General features: G+C 63.2%; 19 protein-coding genes. 13 read left to right on the forward strand and 6 right to left on the reverse strand.

The genetic code is table 11. The features are described from left to right. Nucleotides 1-13: 13 nt before the first annotated feature. The gene (locus tag ABW043_RS14045) at nt 14-1,024 is read right to left on the reverse strand and encodes a Gfo/Idh/MocA family protein (RefSeq protein ID WP_353921830.1); all 1,011 of its coding nucleotides are present in this window, start codon (nt 1,022-1,024) and stop codon (nt 14-16) included. 230 nt (nt 1,025-1,254) lie between these two features. On the opposite strand from ABW043_RS14045, the gene ABW043_RS14050 reads away from it, so the two are divergent. Then, a complete protein-coding gene (locus tag ABW043_RS14050) occupies nt 1,255-1,716 on the forward strand; it encodes a VOC family protein (protein WP_353921831.1) in 462 nt (153 codons plus the stop codon). A gap of 8 nt (nt 1,717-1,724) precedes the next feature. Next, a complete protein-coding gene (locus ABW043_RS14055; RefSeq protein ID WP_353921832.1) occupies nt 1,725-2,150 on the forward strand; it encodes a VOC family protein in 426 nt (141 codons plus the stop codon). 35 nt (nt 2,151-2,185) lie between these two features. Here the strand turns inward: ABW043_RS14055 and ABW043_RS14060 are convergent, their stop codons facing one another. Next, nucleotides 2,186-2,956 (reverse strand): crotonase/enoyl-CoA hydratase family protein, encoded by a 771-nt coding sequence (locus tag ABW043_RS14060; RefSeq protein ID WP_353921833.1) that lies wholly within the window; start codon nt 2,954-2,956, stop codon nt 2,186-2,188. Between the two features lie 117 nt (nt 2,957-3,073). Between ABW043_RS14060 and ABW043_RS14065 the strand changes: the two genes are divergently transcribed. From ABW043_RS14065 to ABW043_RS14080, 4 genes are read left to right on the forward strand one after another with little or no spacing between them, the layout of a single operon-like run. Further along, nucleotides 3,074-4,954, forward strand: a complete 1,881-nt coding sequence (locus tag ABW043_RS14065; protein WP_353921834.1) for a feruloyl-CoA synthase — start codon at nt 3,074-3,076, stop codon at nt 4,952-4,954. After that, a complete protein-coding gene (locus ABW043_RS14070) occupies nt 4,951-6,195 on the forward strand; it encodes a thiolase family protein (RefSeq protein WP_353921835.1) in 1,245 nt (414 codons plus the stop codon). Before ABW043_RS14065 ends, ABW043_RS14070 begins: the two co-directional genes overlap by 4 nt. Nucleotides 6,196-6,197: 2 nt before the next feature. Then, nucleotides 6,198-6,959: an SDR family NAD(P)-dependent oxidoreductase gene (locus tag ABW043_RS14075; protein ID WP_353921836.1), complete on the forward strand. Its 762-nt coding sequence runs from the start codon at nt 6,198-6,200 to the stop codon at nt 6,957-6,959. 10 nt (nt 6,960-6,969) lie between these two features. Further along, on the forward strand, nt 6,970-7,401 hold the full coding sequence (locus tag ABW043_RS14080; RefSeq protein ID WP_353921837.1) for an acyl-CoA thioesterase: 432 nt from the start codon (nt 6,970-6,972) through the stop codon (nt 7,399-7,401). Here ABW043_RS14080 and ABW043_RS14085 read toward each other — a convergent pair. The 4 genes from ABW043_RS14085 to ABW043_RS14100 form a co-directional block, all read right to left on the reverse strand. Then, on the reverse strand, nt 7,398-7,841 hold the full coding sequence (locus tag ABW043_RS14085; RefSeq protein WP_353921838.1) for a MarR family winged helix-turn-helix transcriptional regulator: 444 nt from the start codon (nt 7,839-7,841) through the stop codon (nt 7,398-7,400). The genes ABW043_RS14080 and ABW043_RS14085 overlap by 4 nt on opposite strands. Before the next feature lie 65 nt (nt 7,842-7,906). Further along, complete coding sequence (locus ABW043_RS14090; protein ID WP_353921839.1) at nt 7,907-8,365, reverse strand: DUF3237 domain-containing protein; 459 nt, start codon at nt 8,363-8,365, stop codon at nt 7,907-7,909. Further along, the gene (locus tag ABW043_RS14095; protein WP_353921840.1) at nt 8,362-9,543 is read right to left on the reverse strand and encodes an MFS transporter; all 1,182 of its coding nucleotides are present in this window, start codon (nt 9,541-9,543) and stop codon (nt 8,362-8,364) included. Before ABW043_RS14095 ends, ABW043_RS14090 begins: the two co-directional genes overlap by 4 nt. Nucleotides 9,544-9,720: 177 nt before the next feature. Then, the gene (locus tag ABW043_RS14100; RefSeq protein WP_353921841.1) at nt 9,721-10,503 is read right to left on the reverse strand and encodes an IclR family transcriptional regulator; all 783 of its coding nucleotides are present in this window, start codon (nt 10,501-10,503) and stop codon (nt 9,721-9,723) included. Nucleotides 10,504-10,772: 269 nt separating this feature from the next. Between ABW043_RS14100 and ABW043_RS14105 the strand changes: the two genes are divergently transcribed. The 7 genes from ABW043_RS14105 to ABW043_RS14135 are packed head-to-tail and all read left to right on the forward strand — an operon-like array spanning nt 10,773 to nt 18,265. Further along, nucleotides 10,773-11,192, forward strand: coding sequence for a VOC family protein (locus tag ABW043_RS14105; protein WP_353921842.1), 420 nt, complete (start codon nt 10,773-10,775; stop codon nt 11,190-11,192). A gap of 3 nt (nt 11,193-11,195) precedes the next feature. Continuing rightward, the gene (locus ABW043_RS14110) at nt 11,196-12,239 is read left to right on the forward strand and encodes an NAD-dependent epimerase/dehydratase family protein (RefSeq protein ID WP_353921843.1); all 1,044 of its coding nucleotides are present in this window, start codon (nt 11,196-11,198) and stop codon (nt 12,237-12,239) included. 55 nt (nt 12,240-12,294) lie between these two features. Beyond that, nucleotides 12,295-13,812: an ABC transporter substrate-binding protein gene (locus tag ABW043_RS14115; protein ID WP_353921844.1), complete on the forward strand. Its 1,518-nt coding sequence runs from the start codon at nt 12,295-12,297 to the stop codon at nt 13,810-13,812. Further along, complete coding sequence (locus ABW043_RS14120; protein ID WP_353921845.1) at nt 13,809-14,765, forward strand: ABC transporter permease; 957 nt, start codon at nt 13,809-13,811, stop codon at nt 14,763-14,765. Before ABW043_RS14115 ends, ABW043_RS14120 begins: the two co-directional genes overlap by 4 nt. Beyond that, nucleotides 14,762-15,640 (forward strand): ABC transporter permease, encoded by an 879-nt coding sequence (locus ABW043_RS14125; RefSeq protein WP_353921846.1) that lies wholly within the window; start codon nt 14,762-14,764, stop codon nt 15,638-15,640. Before ABW043_RS14120 ends, ABW043_RS14125 begins: the two co-directional genes overlap by 4 nt. A gap of 2 nt (nt 15,641-15,642) precedes the next feature. Then, the gene (locus ABW043_RS14130) at nt 15,643-17,274 is read left to right on the forward strand and encodes a dipeptide ABC transporter ATP-binding protein (protein WP_353921847.1); all 1,632 of its coding nucleotides are present in this window, start codon (nt 15,643-15,645) and stop codon (nt 17,272-17,274) included. Nucleotides 17,275-17,284: 10 nt separating this feature from the next. Then, on the forward strand, nt 17,285-18,265 hold the full coding sequence (locus tag ABW043_RS14135) for a Gfo/Idh/MocA family protein (RefSeq protein ID WP_353921848.1): 981 nt from the start codon (nt 17,285-17,287) through the stop codon (nt 18,263-18,265). Nucleotides 18,266-18,289 lie beyond the last annotated feature (24 nt).

Raw genomic sequence — 18,289 nt, forward strand, 5'->3', positions numbered from 1 at the left:
GGTTTTTTGTGTTCTAGAGTTCCATCCACGCGCCATTGGCCGCAGCCGAAGCCACAATCGCATCGAGCGTGCGTGCATTGCCCAGCGCATTGGCGAGCGTCACGCGCGGCTGTTCGCCCGCGCGAATGCGGCGCGACACATCATCCATCTGCAATCCATATTGTTCGACGCTGGGAAAGACCTGCTCCACCGGATCGGCATTGCCATCGCCGGCAAGCGCCGCAAGCACCTTCGCGCCAGTCGGCGGCGCGTGGATGGGCGTCATGATCTCAAGACTTCCCGCACTGCCCAGCACATGAATACGCCGACCGCGTCGCAGCACATTGGAGACGGTGACATCCGCATATCGCCCACCGAAATCGAGACTGGCCTTGATGAAGCTTTCCAGCCCGGTCACCGAATCGCGCTCGATAACAGCGGAAACGCGCAGCGGATCGGCGTTGAAGATCATTCGCACCAGATGGACGGAATAGCAGCCGATATCGAGCAGCAGACTCCGGTCCCCGGCCAGCGTCCCACGCGCCGGATCGACCGCCGGCGGCGGCAATTGCAGTGCCGTGAACGCCGTCACCTGCTTGACCGTGCCGAGCGCTCCGTCGGCAATCTGCGCCTCGATCCACTCCCATTGCGGCTGGTAGCGCACCATGAAACCTTCGGTGACCATCAGGCTCTTGGCCCGCGGATGGGCGGCAATCTCGGCCACTTCCCCGGCATTGAGCGCCATCGGCTTTTCGCACAACACATGCTTCCCGGCATCGAGCGCTGCGAGAATTGCTGATTTATGCAGCGCATGGGGCAGGGCGATATAGATCGCCTCAATGTCGGGATCGGCCAACATGCCATCGAGTGAATCATGCGCCTTGCCGATGCCGTGCGTAGCGGCAAATGCCTTGGCCGATTCCAGCGAACGCGAGGAAACCGCTGCCGCTTTTGCGATAGCGGATTTCGCGATCTGCGATGCCATGCTGCCCGAAATGCTGCCCGTGCCGGCAAAGCCCCATTGAACGGGACGAATAGTACTCACGCGATATCTCCTCCGAGAAATTTTGTTCGGAATGCGTTCGATATCCGGTCGAGTGATTTGCGGAAAACCGGCGCATGCTCAGCATTTGGCGCTGACTGTGACCAGTTTGGAAAAGCCTGCACCAAACGGCAAGTTGTATTTAATCCGGAAAGCGAAAAAATGTTTGCCAAGCCACTGGGTGCTGCCTATGGTCGGCTACAGAACCGCCGCAGAGCGGCCAAGAGGATGAAATGCTTGAATATCTGCATACGATGATCAAGGTCGATGACCTCGATCAGTCGCTCGATTTTTACTGCAATGCGCTGGGCATGATTGAAGTGAAACGCCTCGAAGACGAGGAGGAGCGCTGCACAGTGGTCTTTGTCGCGGCCCCGGGAGATATGGCCAGCGCGCCCTTCGACGCCCGCTTCGCCCCCACCATCGAACTCTACAAATATTGGGACGAAGCCGAGCGCGACGCACACCGCAGCTCCGCCTATGGCCACCTGAGTTTTCGCGTGGACGATATCTACGCCGCCTGCGCAGCTCTGCGCGATGCCGGTCACACCATAAACCGACCGCCCCGCGACGGCTTCAAAGCCTATGTCGAAACGGTCGACGGGCTGACCGTGGAACTCATCCAGCGCCGCCCGGCCAAGACGCCGGCCGAGCCTTGGCTCTCGCTCCCCGATACGGGCCACTGGAACGGTTGAGGCGCAACATGCACTATCTCCACACCACCATCTTCACCGCCGATCTCGACAAGACCCGCGCCTTCTGGGACGTGCTCGACATGCGGACCGTGCGCGAACTCGTCGTGCCCAAGATCAATGCCCGCGCGGCATTCCTCTCCGGGTCGCATGACGAAGAAAGCGGTCGCTCCGAGCGCTTTGCGCCCACCATCGCGCTTGTCGAGCGTTCTGCCGAAGCCGGGCCGGTCGGCCTCAGCCATATCTGCTTCCGCGTCGATGATATCTACGCCACTTGCCAGGGTCTGCTCGACAAGGGCTATACCCTGAAAATGCCGCCGCGCGAGGGTTTTCGCGCCATGGTGCGGGGTCCAGAAGGTGCGGTGGTCGAATTCCACCAGGCCGGCGAACGCAAGGTGCCACAGGAGCCGTGGCTATCAATGGCCGACGGCGTGTAAGGCGTCGGGAGGCGCGATCAGCGCCTCCACCCCGCTCAGCGATTGAAATTGGGCGGGCGCTTTTCGAGGAAAGCGCGCAGGCCCTCCTCAGCATCGGCGCCTGTCTGGCTGAGCGCTGCCGCAAGGCTTTCCGTATAGAGCCCATCCTCGGATGACATATTGGCGATGCGGGCAATGGATTGCACGATGAGGTAATTCACCGTCGGCGAATTGCTGGCGATCTGCTGTGCTAGTTGCCGCGCCAGCGCCAGAGCGCCATCGGCCTCCGCGAGATAGTGCGAAATGCCTAGCCGTTCGCCATCCTCGGCCGAATAGGTCCGGCCAGTCAGCATCATTTCAGTCATCTTGTCCGCGCCGATGATACCAGCGAGATGCACGGTGCCGCCGCCCCCGACGAAAATGCCGCGCTGACCCTCTGGCATCCGGTACATCACCCCCGGCTGCGAAACACGCACATGGCAGGCCGAGGCCAGCTCAAGCCCGCCCCCCATCACGGCGCCACTAAGCGCTGCGACCACCGGAATGCCGCTATGGCGCAGCAGGTTCACGATGGAGTGCCAATTGCGAGAATGGCGCATCACCGCATGCGGTTCGCGCGCCACCTGTTCGCTGAGATCGAGCCCCGATGAAAAGTGCCCGCCGTTGCCCGAGAGGACAATGACACGCACATCCTCTGGAATATCGCCGAAGAAACTGCGCAGCGCCGCAAGTGTCTTGTCATTGACGGCATTGCGCTTTTGCGGACGATTGAAAGCCAGCAGTGCGACCGGCCCATCCCGCTCAATTACCAGTTCCTGCTCGTCCACGCGTCATCTCCGCCATCAATGTGCTGCTGGATTGTTCAGTAGCATAACAATAATTTTGGCTAAAGTCGCACTCTCGCCATTCCGCTGAAGTTTCGGTGTTGAAGCGGATTTCGATATTTGTTATGCAATATAACAAATAGGGAGGAGCACATGTCAGTGCAGCACCGTAAAGTGCGCATGGGCGATTTGCGTGCGAGCATGACGGAGGCCGCTGGCGGCGTTCGTTATATAAGCTGCGATCAGCCGCTCGGCGATTATCCACGCGCCATGACCGATCGACTGCAGCATTGGGCCGAGACGACGCCGGAGCAGGTGTTTCTGGCCGAGCGCCAGGGCGACGGCTGGCGTACCGTCACTTATGCCCAAGCCTGGCAGACGGTACAGTCCCTGGCGCAGATGCTGCTCGGCCACAATCTCTCCGAGAGCCGGCCGCTCCTGATCCTGTCGGGCAATGATATCGAACACGCCTTGCTCGGCTACGCCGCCATGCTGATCGGCGTGCCCTATGCCCCGATCTCCCCGGCCTACAGCCTCATCTCCAAGGACTTTGCCAAGGTTCGGCATATCGACGACCTGCTCGATCCCGGCCTCGTCTACGCTAGCGACGGCGCTGCCTATGCGCCCGCCATCCTCGCAGCCATTTCTGCCGATGTGCCGGTTCTCGTGCAGAGCGGCGATATTCCAGGTCGCCGCATCGTCTCGATGGCCGACGCGTTGGCCACCGAGCCCACCGAACAAGTCGAACGGGCGAGGGCGCACACTACCCCCGACACGATCGCCAAATTCCTCTTCACCTCCGGCTCGACCGGCATGCCCAAGGCCGTCACCACCACAAACCGGATGCTCTGCGCCAATCAGGAAATGATCCGCTCGGCGTTGGCCTTTCTCGGCGACGAACCGCCCGTGCTCATCGATTGGATGCCCTGGAACCACACCGCCGGCGGCAACCACAATCTGGGCATCGCACTCTATAACGGCGGCTTATTCTACATAGACGACGGCAAGCCGACGCCCGACGGCGTTGCGGCCACGGTGCGCAATCTGAAAACGGTGTCGCCCACCGTCTATTTCAGCGTGCCAAAAGGCTATGAAATGCTGCACCAGCATCTGGTGCAGGATGAAGAACTGCGCGACGCCTTCTTCCGCCGGCTCAAGCTGATGCAATATGCCGGGGCAGGGTTGGCTCAGCATGTCTGGGACGGGCTCGACGCCACAGCTATCTCTGCGACCGGCGAGCGGATCATGATCATCAGCGGCTACGGCTCCACCGAAACCGCGCCCTTTGCCCTCACCACCACCTGGCCAGTAGAACGGGCCGGCGAAATCGGCCTCCCTGCACCAGGACTCGAACTGAAACTCGTGCCCAACGGCCAAAAGCTCGAAGTCCGGCTGCGCGGCCCCAACGTCACCCCCGGCTATTGGCGACAGCCCGACAAGACCGGCGAAGCCTTCGACGAAGAGGGTTTCTATTGCATCGGCGACGCGCTGAAATTCGTCGATCCCGATGACATCTCGCGCGGCCTCGCCTTCGATGGCCGCGTCACCGAGGATTTCAAGCTCTCGACCGGCACCTGGGTCAATATGGCAGCGGTCCGGACTGGTCTCGTCGCCGCCTGCGCACCTCTGGTGCGCGACGTCGTGCTGACCGGGCTCGATCGCAATCATATCGGGGCGATGATTTTCCTCGATATGGGCGGATGCGCCGAAGTGGTCGGCCAAAAGCTGCCACCCGACGTTCTGGTCGATCATCCCTCGATACGCCGGCATCTATCTCAGGCGCTCGACGCGCTCGCCGCCAAAGCCACCGGCAGTTCCAACCACGTGGCCCGTACGGTGCTATTGGCCGAACCGCCAAGCATCGACGGAAGCGAAATCACCGACAAGGGCTCGATCAACCAGCGCGCCGTCATGGCGCGTCGGGCAGCTCTCGTCGAAGAGCTTTACGCCGAACCCGTCCCCGACCATGTTTTTGTCTCTTCGAGAAAGGCCAAGTCATGAGCCGTTCGCCGGGCCTGCGGGCCACCTACGCCGACGCCTATCTCATCGACGGCGTGCGTACCCCCTTCGTCGACTATCGAGGCGCCCTCTCGGCCATCTCGCCAATTGATCTCGGCATCAAGGCCGCGCGGGCGGTGATTGCGCGAACGGGCGTCGATGTCGACGATATCGGCACCACTATTGCCGGCTCCATGGCGCAGGCCTCGTTCGACGCCTTCGTTACCCCCCGCCATATCGGGCTTTACGCCGGCGTCCCCATCGACCGTCCCGCACACCTGGTGCAGCGCATCTGCGGCACCGGGCTCGAAGTGCTGGCGCAATCGGCCGACGCCGTATCCCTCGGCCGCGTCGATCTGGCGTTGGCCGTCGGCACGGAATCGATGAGCCGCAACCCCATCGCCGCCTATACCCATCGCAATGGTTTTGGGATGGGGCAGGTCGAGTTCAAGGATTTCCTCTGGGAAGCAACGCTCGATCCCGCCGCCGAAGTCCGCATGGGCGACACGGCCGAAAATCTCGCGCGCGACCACGGCATTTCCCGCCAGGAAGTCGACGAATTCGCTGCCCTCAGTTTCGAGCGTGCCGTAGCTGCGCGCGATAGCGGCTTCCTTGCCGGCGAGATCGAGCCAGTGATTGCCGAAAAGTTCGAGATCGACGGCCTGCGCCCCCGCGGCATCGTCCTGCCGCGTGGCGTCGAAAAGGTCGAGGCCGATAGCCACATCCGCGTGTCGCCCTACGAGGTTCTTGCCAAGTTGCGCCCCGCCTTTGGCGGCGTGCAGACCGGCGGCAATTCCTCGGCCATCGTCGACGGCGCCGCGGCCGGTCTCGTCGGTTCGGCCGATTATGTGCGCAACAAAGGGCTCCGGCCACTGGCCCGCATCGTCGCCAGCGCCTCGGTCGGCGTGCCACCTCACATCATGGGCATCGGACCGGTGCCAGCCATTCGCGCCGTGCTCGATCTCACCGGGCTCACGCTCAACCAGATCGACCGCGTCGAGATCAACGAGGCCTTTGGCGCGCAACTCATCGCCTGTCAGCGCGAGCTGGGCCTCGATATGGCCAAGCTCAACGTCAATGGCGGGGCCATTGCCATCGGCCACCCGCTGGGCGCGACCGGCATGCGGCTCGCGACGACCGTTGCGCGCGAACTGCGCCGTGCGGGCCTCCGCTATGGCATTGCCTCCGCCTGTATCGGCGGCGGGCAGGGCATCGCCGTCCTGCTCGAAAATCCGGAGGCCTGACAATGGACATCAAAGGCAAAAGCGCCGTTGTCACCGGCGGTGGTTCGGGACTCGGCGCGGAAACGGGACGTGCCCTCGCGGCGCATGGCGCCCTGGTGACGGTGCTCGATCGCAATATCGAAGCGGGCACCGCCGTCGCTACCGAGATCGGCGGCCTGTTCGCGCCCTGCGACATCGCCGATGAGGAAAGTGCCAAGGCCGCGTTGGCCCTCAGCGCCGAGCGCCATGGCGCTCCCGCGGTCCTCGTCAATTGTGCCGGAATCGGCGGCGCCTCGCGCATCGTTGGACGCGACGGCCCGATGGCGCTGAGCGATTTCGAGCGCATCATTCGCGTCAATCTCGTCGGCACCTTCAATATGCTGCGCCTCGCGGCCGCCAGCATGTCGGTCACGACACCCGATCAAAATGGCAATCGCGGCGTCATCATTTCGACCGCCTCGGTCGCCGCCTTCGATGGCCAGATCGGCCAGGCTGCCTATTCGGCATCAAAGGGCGGCATCACCGCCATGACCCTGCCGGCCGCGCGCGAGCTGTCGCGGTTCGGCATTCGGGTCGTCACGCTTGCCCCCGGTCTCTTCGCGACGCCACTCTTGCTTGAACTCCCCGAAGACGTGCAGGCCGGCCTCGCCGCCTCCATTCCCTATCCGCCGCGTCTTGGCGCCCCCGCCGATTTTGCCAAGCTCGTGCTCAGCGTCATCGACAACGACTATCTAAATGGCGAGGTCATCCGCATCGACGGCGCCCTTCGCCTGCCTCCTAAGTAAAGGCAAAACCATGCTGTTTTCGCGCGACCTCGAAATCGCCTTTGGCGACTGCGACCCTGCCGGGATCGTCTTCTATCCCAACTATTTCCGCTTCTTCGATACGTCCACGGCCATGCTTTTTGCTCAGGCGTTGGGGATGAAGCAGGCGGAATGGGCCGCGCGCTACGAGGTGCTGGGTATCCCCATGGTCGATACCGGATCGAGCTTCAAGCGGCCGAGCCGCTTTGGCGATGTGGTCACGATCAAGACCGAAGTCACCGCCTGTCGCCGCTCCAGCTTTGATGTACGCCACCAGCTCTTCAATGTGGGGCAACTGGCGGTCGAAGGTCGCGAAACACGGGTCTGGGTCGGGCGGGATCCGGAAAACCCCAGCGGCATTCGCGCCAAGGCGCTACCGGCGGAAGTGGTTCACGCCCTGGGGCATGAGCCGGTCGGCGATTAGTCAGCCGTCGGCGCCAGTCGGTCGAGCAGCGTAAGCAGATGGTCGCGCTCCGCCTCGCCACCCAATAGCTCCACGCAGTGGCGTTCGAACTCGGCCTGAATTTCCCGGGCCTCCACGATCATCGCCTGGCCGGCAGGGGTCAGGTATAGCGCGTTTGCGCGCTTGTCGCCGGGCTGTTGGTCCCGCGCGGTGAGACCGCGGGCGTCGAGGCCCTGGATGAGGCCGACGAAGTTGGCGCGCTTGATGCCCAGCGCCTTGGCCATGGTGCCCTGCTGGCAGCCGGGATTGTCCGCAATCAGTTCAAGCACGGAATATTCGGCCGGCCGTAGTTTCAGCCGCGCAAAGCGTTCGTCGAACTGCTGGAAAATGTAGGACTGGGCGCGGCGAAGGCGGTAGCCGATCACCTTGTTCATGGCCGAGGCATCAAAGCGGGCTGCCATGTTTCACTCCATTCCACTCAGTCTCAACCGTGCTTATCAGCAACGGCTGGCCGAACCGCAAGCCCCTAGGATACGACGAAGATGCCAATGTGCACCGCGCTCGCCTTGCGCACGCCGCTGCCCACGCAAATGGTGTGGTTCAGCCAGGCATAGCGCGGGTCGCCGGTCTCGAAGCGGCAATGGGTCCGCATATAATAAAGGCTCGGGTCGACCTCCTCTCCCCGCGCCAATGCTGCGATGACGTCTTCGGGCCCATGGCGAAAGCCGTAATTGCGAATGTCGACCGAAGCGCCATCGTGGGTTTGCAGGCAATAGCGCGTGTCGAGTTCGGACATCGAGCCGGGCAGCACCGTGTGCCAGTCGGCTCCCACATTGGCGACTGTGCCGCTAAACCGCTCGCCCGAAAAACTGCCGCCAATAATGGGAATGATGCGGCGCTTGCCGCGCGGGCTGTCGCCGATTTCCACGACCGGACCGAGCAACACTTCGATTTCGCAGAGCAGCGACAGCTCGGGCTTGATCATGCTTGTGGCCTTTTGGCGAAGTGAGACGCCAGCAGGATGGCGGCAGTCGAAAACAGCATGAGGCCCAAGGCATATGGGCCGGCGCCCAGCGCAACGACGATCCAGGAAAGAACCACGCCACCACCAAGCTGCACGAGACCAAGGAGGGCCGATGCCTTTCCGGCAATGGCAGGGTGATCGCGCATGGCAATGTTGATGGAAGGCGGCTGAACGATGCCCCAGCTACAATAGAACAGCATGATGGGCAGGCAGAACCAGGGCTGGTCGGGTAGGGCGAGTGCGAGTACGAGCGCAAGCAGTCCGCCCGTCGCGCCGATAGCAGCGCCAATGCGAATAGTCTGCTCGGGAGCGCCCCGCAGCCGCATGGCGACAAGGCCACCAAGCATGAAGCACAGCGAACCGGCGGCAAAGATCAGTGAAGCCACCAGCGGATCGAGGCCAGTTCTGGTGGTGAGATAATAGCTGCCCGTCGATATCCACGAAAAGAGCCCGCCATAGCCCATGGCCATGGCAAAGCTGCCGAAGACAAAGCCGCGCTCGGTGAAAAGGCGCCGAACGATGTCGGGGGTAATGTAGCTGACCGCGGTAGAACGGGCTGCGAGGGTTTCCGGCATCAGCCAGAGGATCAGCACGAAGGTCGCGGCGCCATAGAGGGCGAGCACCGCGAAGGAAGACTGCCAGCCAAAGGCCTGGGCCACGAGGATGCCGACTGTGGGGGCGAGTAGCGGCGCGATACCCGAGATTGTGCCGGTGAGCGCGAGTCGGCGGGAAGCGGCGGCGGGTGCTACCGTGTCGCGCACCAGTGCCCGCATGAGAATAGGACCACAGGCGCCGGAGAGACCTTGTACGAAGCGGGCGGCAAGCAACGCTTCAAAGCTGGGCGCGACCATGGCCGCAAGCGAGGCGAGCGTATAGAGGCCGAATCCGACAAGCGCCACCGGCCGCCGGCCAAACCGATCCGCCAGGGCGCCGACGAAGAGATGGGCGACGGCAAGCCCGATCACAAAGACCGACATGATCTGGTGCCCACCGGCCAGCGCGGTACCAAAGCTACCGGCAATCACCGGCAGGGCCACCAGCACGATGTCGGTCGAGAGCGGCAGCACGGCAAGGAACACCGCACCAATACCGACAATGCGATCGGGCCGGGAGGATAAGGCTTGAGCCGGCGCGGTCATGGCAAAGTCCGGTTGGGGATTGGGAATAGAATTAGGTATGTAGTATAACAAATCAAACGATGATTTGGGTGCTAGCTCCGGTCGCCACAACTCCTTCGTCTCCCTCCCCCCTTGTGGGGAGGGATTAAGGGTGGGGGTGATACATCCGCAGAACCGGGCAGCCAGAATGGATTGCTATCAAATCCCGGCCTTGGACAGTGTCATCCGGGCGCTGATTTCCTCTGCCCCAGATACGACCAGGTCATGCAATTCCTGCCGCTGCTGCGGATTGACCCGGAAAAGCGGCGCGGCCACCCCGAGTGATCCGACAATGTCGCCATTCTCGCGGATAGCCGCCGACACGCTCCAAATGCCTTCGCCGGCTTCTTCAAAGCTTTCGGTGACGCCGTGGCGTGCCAGCTCATCGAGTGTCGGATCGCTCAGAAGTCCCCGTCCGACCTTCACCCGGTCGATGCCGAACTGATCGAAATAGGCCTGCCGCTCGCTCACCGTCATGGCAGCAAGCAAGATGCGCGAGCTTGACCCCTGATGCAGCGCAATGGCCTGGCCACGTTCAAAAATCAGGCGAATGGGATGGGGCGTCTGTTCGCGCTCGAGCACATAGGTGAACCAGCCACTGCGCCGCGTGACGAAGGCGGTTTCGCGCCCGACATCGCGGATATGGCCAAGCACGGGCAGGGCGATATCGCCCAGTGGAATGCGCGCCGCGCCGGCTGCAACAGCAAGGCTGCGCGCCAGATCCGTAACCCGATAACTTTTCCCGCCCGCCGCATCGAGCAGGCCCACTTCGCGCAAAAGCGCGACATAGCGATAGGCCATGGACTGGGTCAGCCCCAGCTCGTCAGCCAGTTCGCCCACGGCCCAGATGGGGCGGGACGGCGTGAACATCAGCAGCAATTGCAGCAACTTGCGGCTGCTCTCTGCCCCAACGACGCGCCCTTTTTTATCTGCGCTGGTCATGGTTCCCCCCATATCTCTTGGCCTCTTTATGACAACCTCAGTCGATTTTCACAATGAGGAATTTTGAATTCACGCTGCGAGAATGGTGGTCAAAAATCCCTACCAAATGCGCTTCAATTCCAAAATGTGAAAACAGATGTTTGACAATGTGAAATTGTAGGCATACGACTCCAATCATGCTCAGGGAGGGCAAGAGGGTCGAAAGCAACGGCAAAAGCCGGCTCGGCGATCCCCGAAAAAACGCTGCTCCCTTACTGTTTGGAGACGGCATGACACTTTCGACCGAAGCCCCCAGCACCTATGCACTCAACCATGTGGCCATCATGGTGCCGGACATGGATCCGGGCGTTGCCTGGTATCAGGACAAGTTCGCCGCCACCGTCATCGACCGTTGGGCCGATGCGACGAGCGGCATGGAATGGGCCCATCTCTCGATCGGCGATTTCGTGCTCGAACTGGTGAAGATGCCCAATTTCAACACCTCGCCCGGCCGCATCTATGGTCTGCACCACATCGGCATCACCGTCGCCGATTGCGACGAGACCGTTGGCAAGCTCAAGGCCGCCGGCGCCGAAGTCTTCCGCGAGCCATCCGATTTCGAACGCCACGCGATCCGCTGGTCCTTCGTTCGCGACTATCTCGGCAATACGCTCGAGATCATCTCGCCGCTGAAGACTGCAAAGGCCTGATCCGTGACCAGAAAAGCACTCGTCATTGGTGGCACGGGGCAGGTGGGTCGCGCTGCGGCGCAACGCCTCCTCGCCGATGGGTGGACCGTTACGGTCGCCCACCGCCAGCCCGGCACGACCACAAACGGCGCCCAGTCCGTGCAGGTCGACCGCCAGGACGATGCGGCGATGGATCAATTGCTGGGGCAGGGGTTTGACGTCGTCGTCGATCTCCTTGCCTTCCGCCCCGTGCATTCGGCGCAGTTGCTGCGCAATGCCGGCTCCATCGGCTCGGTGATCATGATGTCCTCGGCGGCCGTCTATCAGGACGCCGAAGGCCGGACGCTGCAGGGCGTATCCAGTGTGGAGTCAGCGCCAGTATTTCTGGAGCCGCTATCCGAAGAGGCCTCGACCGTCGCGCCGGACACCACGACCTACGCCGGCAACAAGCGTGGCGTTGAGATCGCGCTGCTGGACTCCGGCATCAAGACAACGATCCTGCGTCCCGCCGGCATTCACGGCCCATATTCGCCACAGCCGCGCGAATGGTTCTACGTCCGCCGCATTCTCGATGGTCGCCGGGCATTCGTGCTCGGCTATGGCGGGCGTTCCAGCATGCATCCGGTCTCGGCCGACAACCTCGCCGAAATGATCGCGCAGGCCGCCGAACAACCCGGCCACGGTATTTTCAATGCCGGCGATCCCGGCTTCCCCGATGAGCGCGCCATGGCATCTGCCATTGCCGGGGCCATGGGCGCCGAGATTTCGCAGGTGCTGCTGCCGGGCATGGCCCCGATCGCCAGCCCCTGGTCACTGCCCGCCCCGTTCTTTCTATCGACCTCGCGCGCCGAAAAACTGCTCGGCTACCGCCCGGTCGCGACCTACCGGCAGTCTGTCGTCGCCAACGTCGAAAGCATCGTCGCCGAACACCAGGCGGGCACGCTGCTCGGCCGCCTGAGCGACCGCTTTGGCCCGCCGGGCCTTGGCTGCCAGGTGTTCGTCGGAGGCGGCGCCGGACCATTCGATTACGCAGCAGAGGATAAGGCGATCGCCGACCTGCTGAACTGAGGAATTCGGCTACACTTGGGACGGAGACCCGGTGGCCGCAATGAGGAGGATTTTTATGAACACGACCAAGAGACTGATGCTCGGCATTGCCGCATCGGCGCTGCTCGCCACCGGTTTTGTCAGTGCCAGCCAGGCCGCCGAAGCGGTCGAACAGGCCACGGTGTCGCTGCCGGCTCCGGCCCAGAGCTTTGACCCGACAAAGACCGTCACAGCAACCGACCGCGCCGCCTTCAGCCTGATGAACGGCACGCTGCTCGCCCAGCAGATCGACGGCACCATCGTCCCAGGCCTTGCCGAGGGCATCGAATATAGCCCCGATTTCACCGAAGCGACCGTCACACTCAAGCCGGGCCTCAAATTCTCGGATGGCTCGCCGCTGACCGCCGCCGACGTTGCCGCCACCTTCACGCGCCACATGGCCGTCGAAGGCAGCGTGCTCGGCGCCATGATGGGCCGCATTGCCGGCGTCGAAGCAACCGACGACCTCACCGCGAAATTCACCTTCAAGGGTCCGTTCCCGTCCTTTGGCGATTTCGCCTCGGCTGGCTCCTATGGCATCTATCCCGCTGCAGGGCTCGAAAAGGGCGAGGAATTCTTCCTCAATCCCGTGACCTCCGGCCCCTACAAGATCGCCTCCACCTGGGCCTCCAACAAGCTCGAACTCGTTGCCAACGAGAACTACGGCGGCGGCGCCCAGCCGGCGATTGCCAATCTGACCCTCACGGTTATCGAAGACGCCAACAGCGCCGTCGGCCAACTCCAGAGTGGCCAGGTGGACTATGCCGGCGATCTTCCCCCAAGCTTCATGCTCCAGCTCCAGGGCGCGCCGGGCCTGACCATCAGCTCCGTGCCGGTTTATGGTTTTTATGACCTTCGCATGTGGAACCAGAGCGGCGTCTTCGCTGATCCCAATATGCGCAACGCGGTTTCGGCAGCGCTCGATCGCGAAGTCATCGTCCGATCGATCTGGGGCGATACCAATCAGCCGCTCGCCGGCTTCTGGCCCCCGAGCATGGCCTATTACGACGCGAGCCAGTCGACCTCCCGCGATCTCGATGCCGCCAAGGCTTACCTTGCTGAAACCGAATGCGCTTCGGGTTGCCAGGTCCGCCTGATGTATTCGGATCAGGAATTCGCCTTCTCGAGCCAGTTGGCCCTGATCGTGCAGAACCAGCTCAAGGATATCGGCATCGACGTCCAGCTCGAGCGTCTCGACGCATCGACCCTGATCCAGCGTCTCCGCGCCGGCGACTACGACATGGTGCCCGGCGCCATGGCCTCCGCCGCCAACATCCCCGACCACCTGCTTGGCAATGCGCTTCTCGGCACCGGTTCGCTCAAGGCCGAATTCACCGGCTACAATTCCGAAGCCATGGATGCGCTGATCGCCAAGGTCAACCAGTCGAGCGGCGAAGACCGCGCTGCTGCGGCGGCCCAAATCGGCACTCTCTTTGCCGAAGATCGTCCCTATACCATCCTTGCCCCTTGGGTGCGTGGCGCTGCCACCAGCCTTCCCGAAGGCACCGTGTCCCTCGTGGGCACCGGCATCGTGGTGGGAGGCCTCGACCAGTGACATTACGAGCAGGATGGGGACAGGCAGCCGGCAAGGCGGGACAATCGCTGCTTACGCTAGCCAGCGTGATTGTCCTCGTTTTCCTGCTCGTCCGTCTCATTCCCGGGGATCCGTTTACCACCATCCTCGGGAGCGAACCCAGCGCAGCGGCGGAAGCCGCCCTGCGCACGGCGCTGCACCTGGACGTACCTCCCGTCCAGCAGTTCTTTGACTATGTCGCCGGGCTCCTCCAGGGCGATTTAGGACAGTCGGCGGTGCAGCGGGGTGACAGCGTCTCCGGCATCATTGCCGGAGCGCTGCCCACCACTCTTTCCATCGTCGCGGTGGGCATGCTGCTTTCGACCCTGGTCGGCATCAGCCTCGGTCTCGCCGCGGCGTTGAGCCCCTACAAGGGTGTCGACCTGACCGTCCGCACCATTGTCATGCTGCTCTATGCGACCCCCACCTTCCTCATCGGCTTGTTGCTGACCCTGGTCTTTTCGATCCAGCTCGGCTGGTTGCCGGCCGGCGGTTGGGCCGGGTCTTATCCGGAGAATTTCCCCTTCCTCGTCCTGCCCGGCATTGCGCTCTCGGGGCACCTCGGCCCAATCATTGCCCGTACGGTGCGTCAGGCCGCGATTGAATCGAGCCAGCAGCTCTATATGGAAGCGGCACTGTCGCGCGGCCTCTCGAAGTCGGCGCTCAACTTCCGCCATATCCTTCCCAATTCGGTCCTGCCGGTGATCACCCTTCTCGGCATCAGCTTTGGCTCGCTGCTCACCGGCGCCATCATCGTGGAAGCCGTGTTCGGCCTCCCCGGCATCGGCTCGGAAATGACCAAGGCCGTCGCCCGGCGCGATTATCCGGTCATCCAGGGCATCGCCCTGATGTCAGCCTGCGCCGTCATCGTCGGCAACCTCCTTGCCGAACTCATCTATCCGCTGGTCGACCCGCGCGCCCGGAGTGCATCATGACCACTGCTACGCTTCCCCGGCCGTTCCTGGCCCAGGGCTGGCTCCGTGCCCTTGTCGGCACCCATGTCAGCCGCCTCGTCGGCATCGTCATGTTCGGCACCATCGTCGCCATGTGCATTTTCGTCCCGATCCTCTCGCCCTATTCGCCCAACGACTTCGTCAACATGCCCTTCATGGCGCCGAGCTGGGCCCACCCCTTCGGCACTGACTCGGTTGGTCGCGACATTTTCGTGCGCACCTTTGCCGGTGGCAGCGTCGATCTCATCGCTGCGGCCTTCACCACTGGTTTCGCCGTCATCGTCGGCACGACGCTCGGCACCCTGGCCGGCGCCACGAAGCACCGTTGGGCCGACACGATCCTCATGCGCATTGTCGATGCCGTCATCGCCTTTCCGCTGATCATTCTACTCCTGGCCCTCGTTGTGGCCGTGGGGTCGGATAAGCCATGGGGTTTCGCACCGGCTGGCCTTCCTGCGGCGCTAATCGCCCTGATGTGCGTGCAGTGGGCCGTCTATGCCCGTCTCGCCCGCGGTCAGGCTCTCGCCCTGCGCAACGCCGATTTCGTCGTCGCTTCGCGCGTCGCCGGTCTTAATCCGTTCAGCATCGTCATGCGCCACATCACGCCCGGCGTCAGCCGCATCACGCTCGCCTATGCCATCGGCGACGTCGTGCTCGTCGTAGTGATCCTCGCCTCGCTGCCGTTCCTCGGGGCAGGGGTGCAGCCCCCGGCGCCCGAATGGGGCTCGATCATGTATGAGGGCCGCGGGTTCCTGCGAAATGCGTGGTGGATCACGGTCATGCCCGGCGCCGTTCTGGCGCTCACCGGCCTCTCCCTCAGCTTCATCGCTGACTCCCTCCTCGATAACAGGCGGTGATCATGAGCACGTCCGATAATCTCGTCGAAGTCCGCAATCTCGGTGTGCTGCTCGCCGGCCGCCAGGTCATCCGCGACGTCAGCTTCGATATCCCCCGCGGCGGCGCGCTGGCTCTCGTCGGCGAGTCCGGCTCGGGCAAGACCGTCACCGCCCGCGTGCTGACGGGCCTCCTGTCGCGCATCGGGGGCAAGGTCAATTCCGGCACCGCAACCTTTGATGGCCAGGATCTGGTCAATGCCAATGGCAAGGAGTGGCGCAAGTTGCGCGGCCGCATGGTGGCGCTGGTGCCGCAGGCCTCCCTCTCAAGCCTTGATCCCGTCATGCGCATCGGCGGCCAATTGGCTGAAACCATCGCCGAACTCGACCCCGGCGCCGACATTCGCCTGCGTTCGCTCGAATTGCTCGATCAGGTCCGCCTGCCGCGCCCAGCGGCTCTGTTGGAAAACTACCCGCATGAGCTTTCGGGCGGCATGCGCCAGCGCCTGATGATCGCTCTCGCCCTTGCCGGCCGCCCCGAACTGATCGTGGCCGACGAACCGACCACTGCCCTCGATGTCACCGTGCAGAAAGACGTGCTGAAACTCCTTGGCGATTTGCGCAAGGAAACCGGCATGAGCCTTCTCATGATCGCCCACGATCTTGCGGTCGTCGGCATGGTCTCGGAAAGCGTCGCCGTCATGCGCGGCGGCGAGCTGGTCGAAAAAGGCGCCACCACCAAGGTGCTGGGCGACCCTGCTCACAGCTACACCAAGGCACTCCTCGCAGCCCGTCCCGAACTGGCCCCGGTCGGTACACCGCTGGCCGTCCTCGACCGCGAAACCGGCGAACTGCACCGTCCCGAACTGCCGGTGCTGCTGCGTCCCCGTCAGCCCGAGCCGATCATCCGTGCGGAAGCCATCGGCATGACCTACCACAATGCCAAGGCGCCGGCCGTCCATCCGCTCGACATCGACATTGCTGCCGGTGCCGCCATCGGCATCGTCGGCGAGAGCGGTAGCGGCAAGTCGACGCTCGGTCGCATCCTCGTCGGCGCGCAGTTGCCAACCGAAGGCACCGTTCTCGTCAAAGGCAAAAGCTGGCAAGACATCAGGGCCAATGATCCCCTGCGCGGCGCCGTGCAGATGATCTTTCAGGACCCGTACGGGGCTCTCACGCCCTGGCGCACGCCGCGCCAGATCGTGGCCGAAGTCATCGCGCGCTGGCAGGGCCTGCATGGCCGTGCCGCGCTTGAGGCTGCTGGCGATCTCCTAGACGATGTCGGTCTTCCCTTGCAGGCCATGGACCGGCGCCCCGGCGGCCTCAGCGGTGGCCAGTGCCAGCGCGTCGGCATTGCCCGCGCGCTCGCCTGCCAGCCGCAGGTGCTGGTGGCCGATGAGCCGACCTCGTCACTGGACATTTCTGCCCAGGCGCAAATCCTCAACCTGCTGATGCGCCTTCGCGCCGAGCGCAATCTGGCGCTGGTCATTGTTTCGCACGATTTGGCCGTCATCCGTCACATGACCGACGAGGCATTGGTGATGCAGCACGGACGCGTGGTGGAGCGCGGTCCATCGAGCCGCATCTTCTCCGCCCCGGACAACGACTATACGCGCCAGCTCGTCTCCTCGACGCCAACGCTTCGGCGCTCCGCTTGAGGTGACGAAAATGACGATCAAGCTTGCCCTCCTCGGCACATGGCACGTCCACGCCATCCACCACCTGCAGGATAGCCGCGCCAATCCGCAGGCCGAAATTGTGGTCGTCTGGGACAGCAATACCGACCGCGGCAAAACCTTCGCCGCCGAGCATGACCTTCCCTTCGAGCCGGACCTTGCGAATGTCCTCGCGCGGGACGACATTTCTGCCGTCGTCGTCGATACCGCCACGGTCGAGCACCCGGCCGTCATCGGCGCCGCGCTCGATGCGGGCAAACACGTCTTCACCGAAAAAGTGTTGGCGCTCGAAACCGCCGACGCGGAACACCTCGTCGAAAAGGCCCGTGCGAACGGCCTCGTCCTCCGAGTGTCGCTCCAGCGTCTCCGCGAAGCCCCGATCCAGACCATAAAAGTCCTGCTCGACGCCGGCGCCATCGGCACGGTCACCAGCAGCCGCATCCGCTACGCTCACCACGGCGCCGTCGGCACGCCCTGGATTCCAGCGCACTTCTTCAACGCCGCCGAAGCCGGCGGTGGCGCCATCATCGATCTCGGCGCCCACGGCTTCTACCTCGGCATGTACCTCCACGGCACCCGCCCGCTCAGCATCCAGACCCTGTTGACAGAGGTTTCCAATGTAGGTGTCGAAGACAACACGGTCAGCATCCTCGCTTATCCCGATGGCGTGCTTGCTGTTGCCGAAACCAGTTTCGTCGCCGGCTTCTTCGGCTATGCCATCGAAATCGCCGGAACAGACGGCTCAATCGTCGTCGGGCCGGCCGACCATCGCGTCCTGCTCCGAAAAGCCGGCACGGATAGCTGGCTTGAGCAGGAGCAAGCCGCAGCACTGCCCGCCACCCTCGATCAGTTCATCGAAATTATTGCCGGCGCCCCCGAAGATCCCGAGCATCTCGAAACCTCGATCTGGCTGACCAGAATTGCCGAATCCGCATACCGTTCAGCGCGCACCGGCGAGCGCGTTGCCTTCTAAACGCAAACGCCACCCGACCCTCTC

Origin of the sequence: Devosia sp. (genome assembly GCF_040509215.1) — a bacterium.
GTDB lineage: Bacteria > Pseudomonadota > Alphaproteobacteria > Rhizobiales > Devosiaceae > Devosia.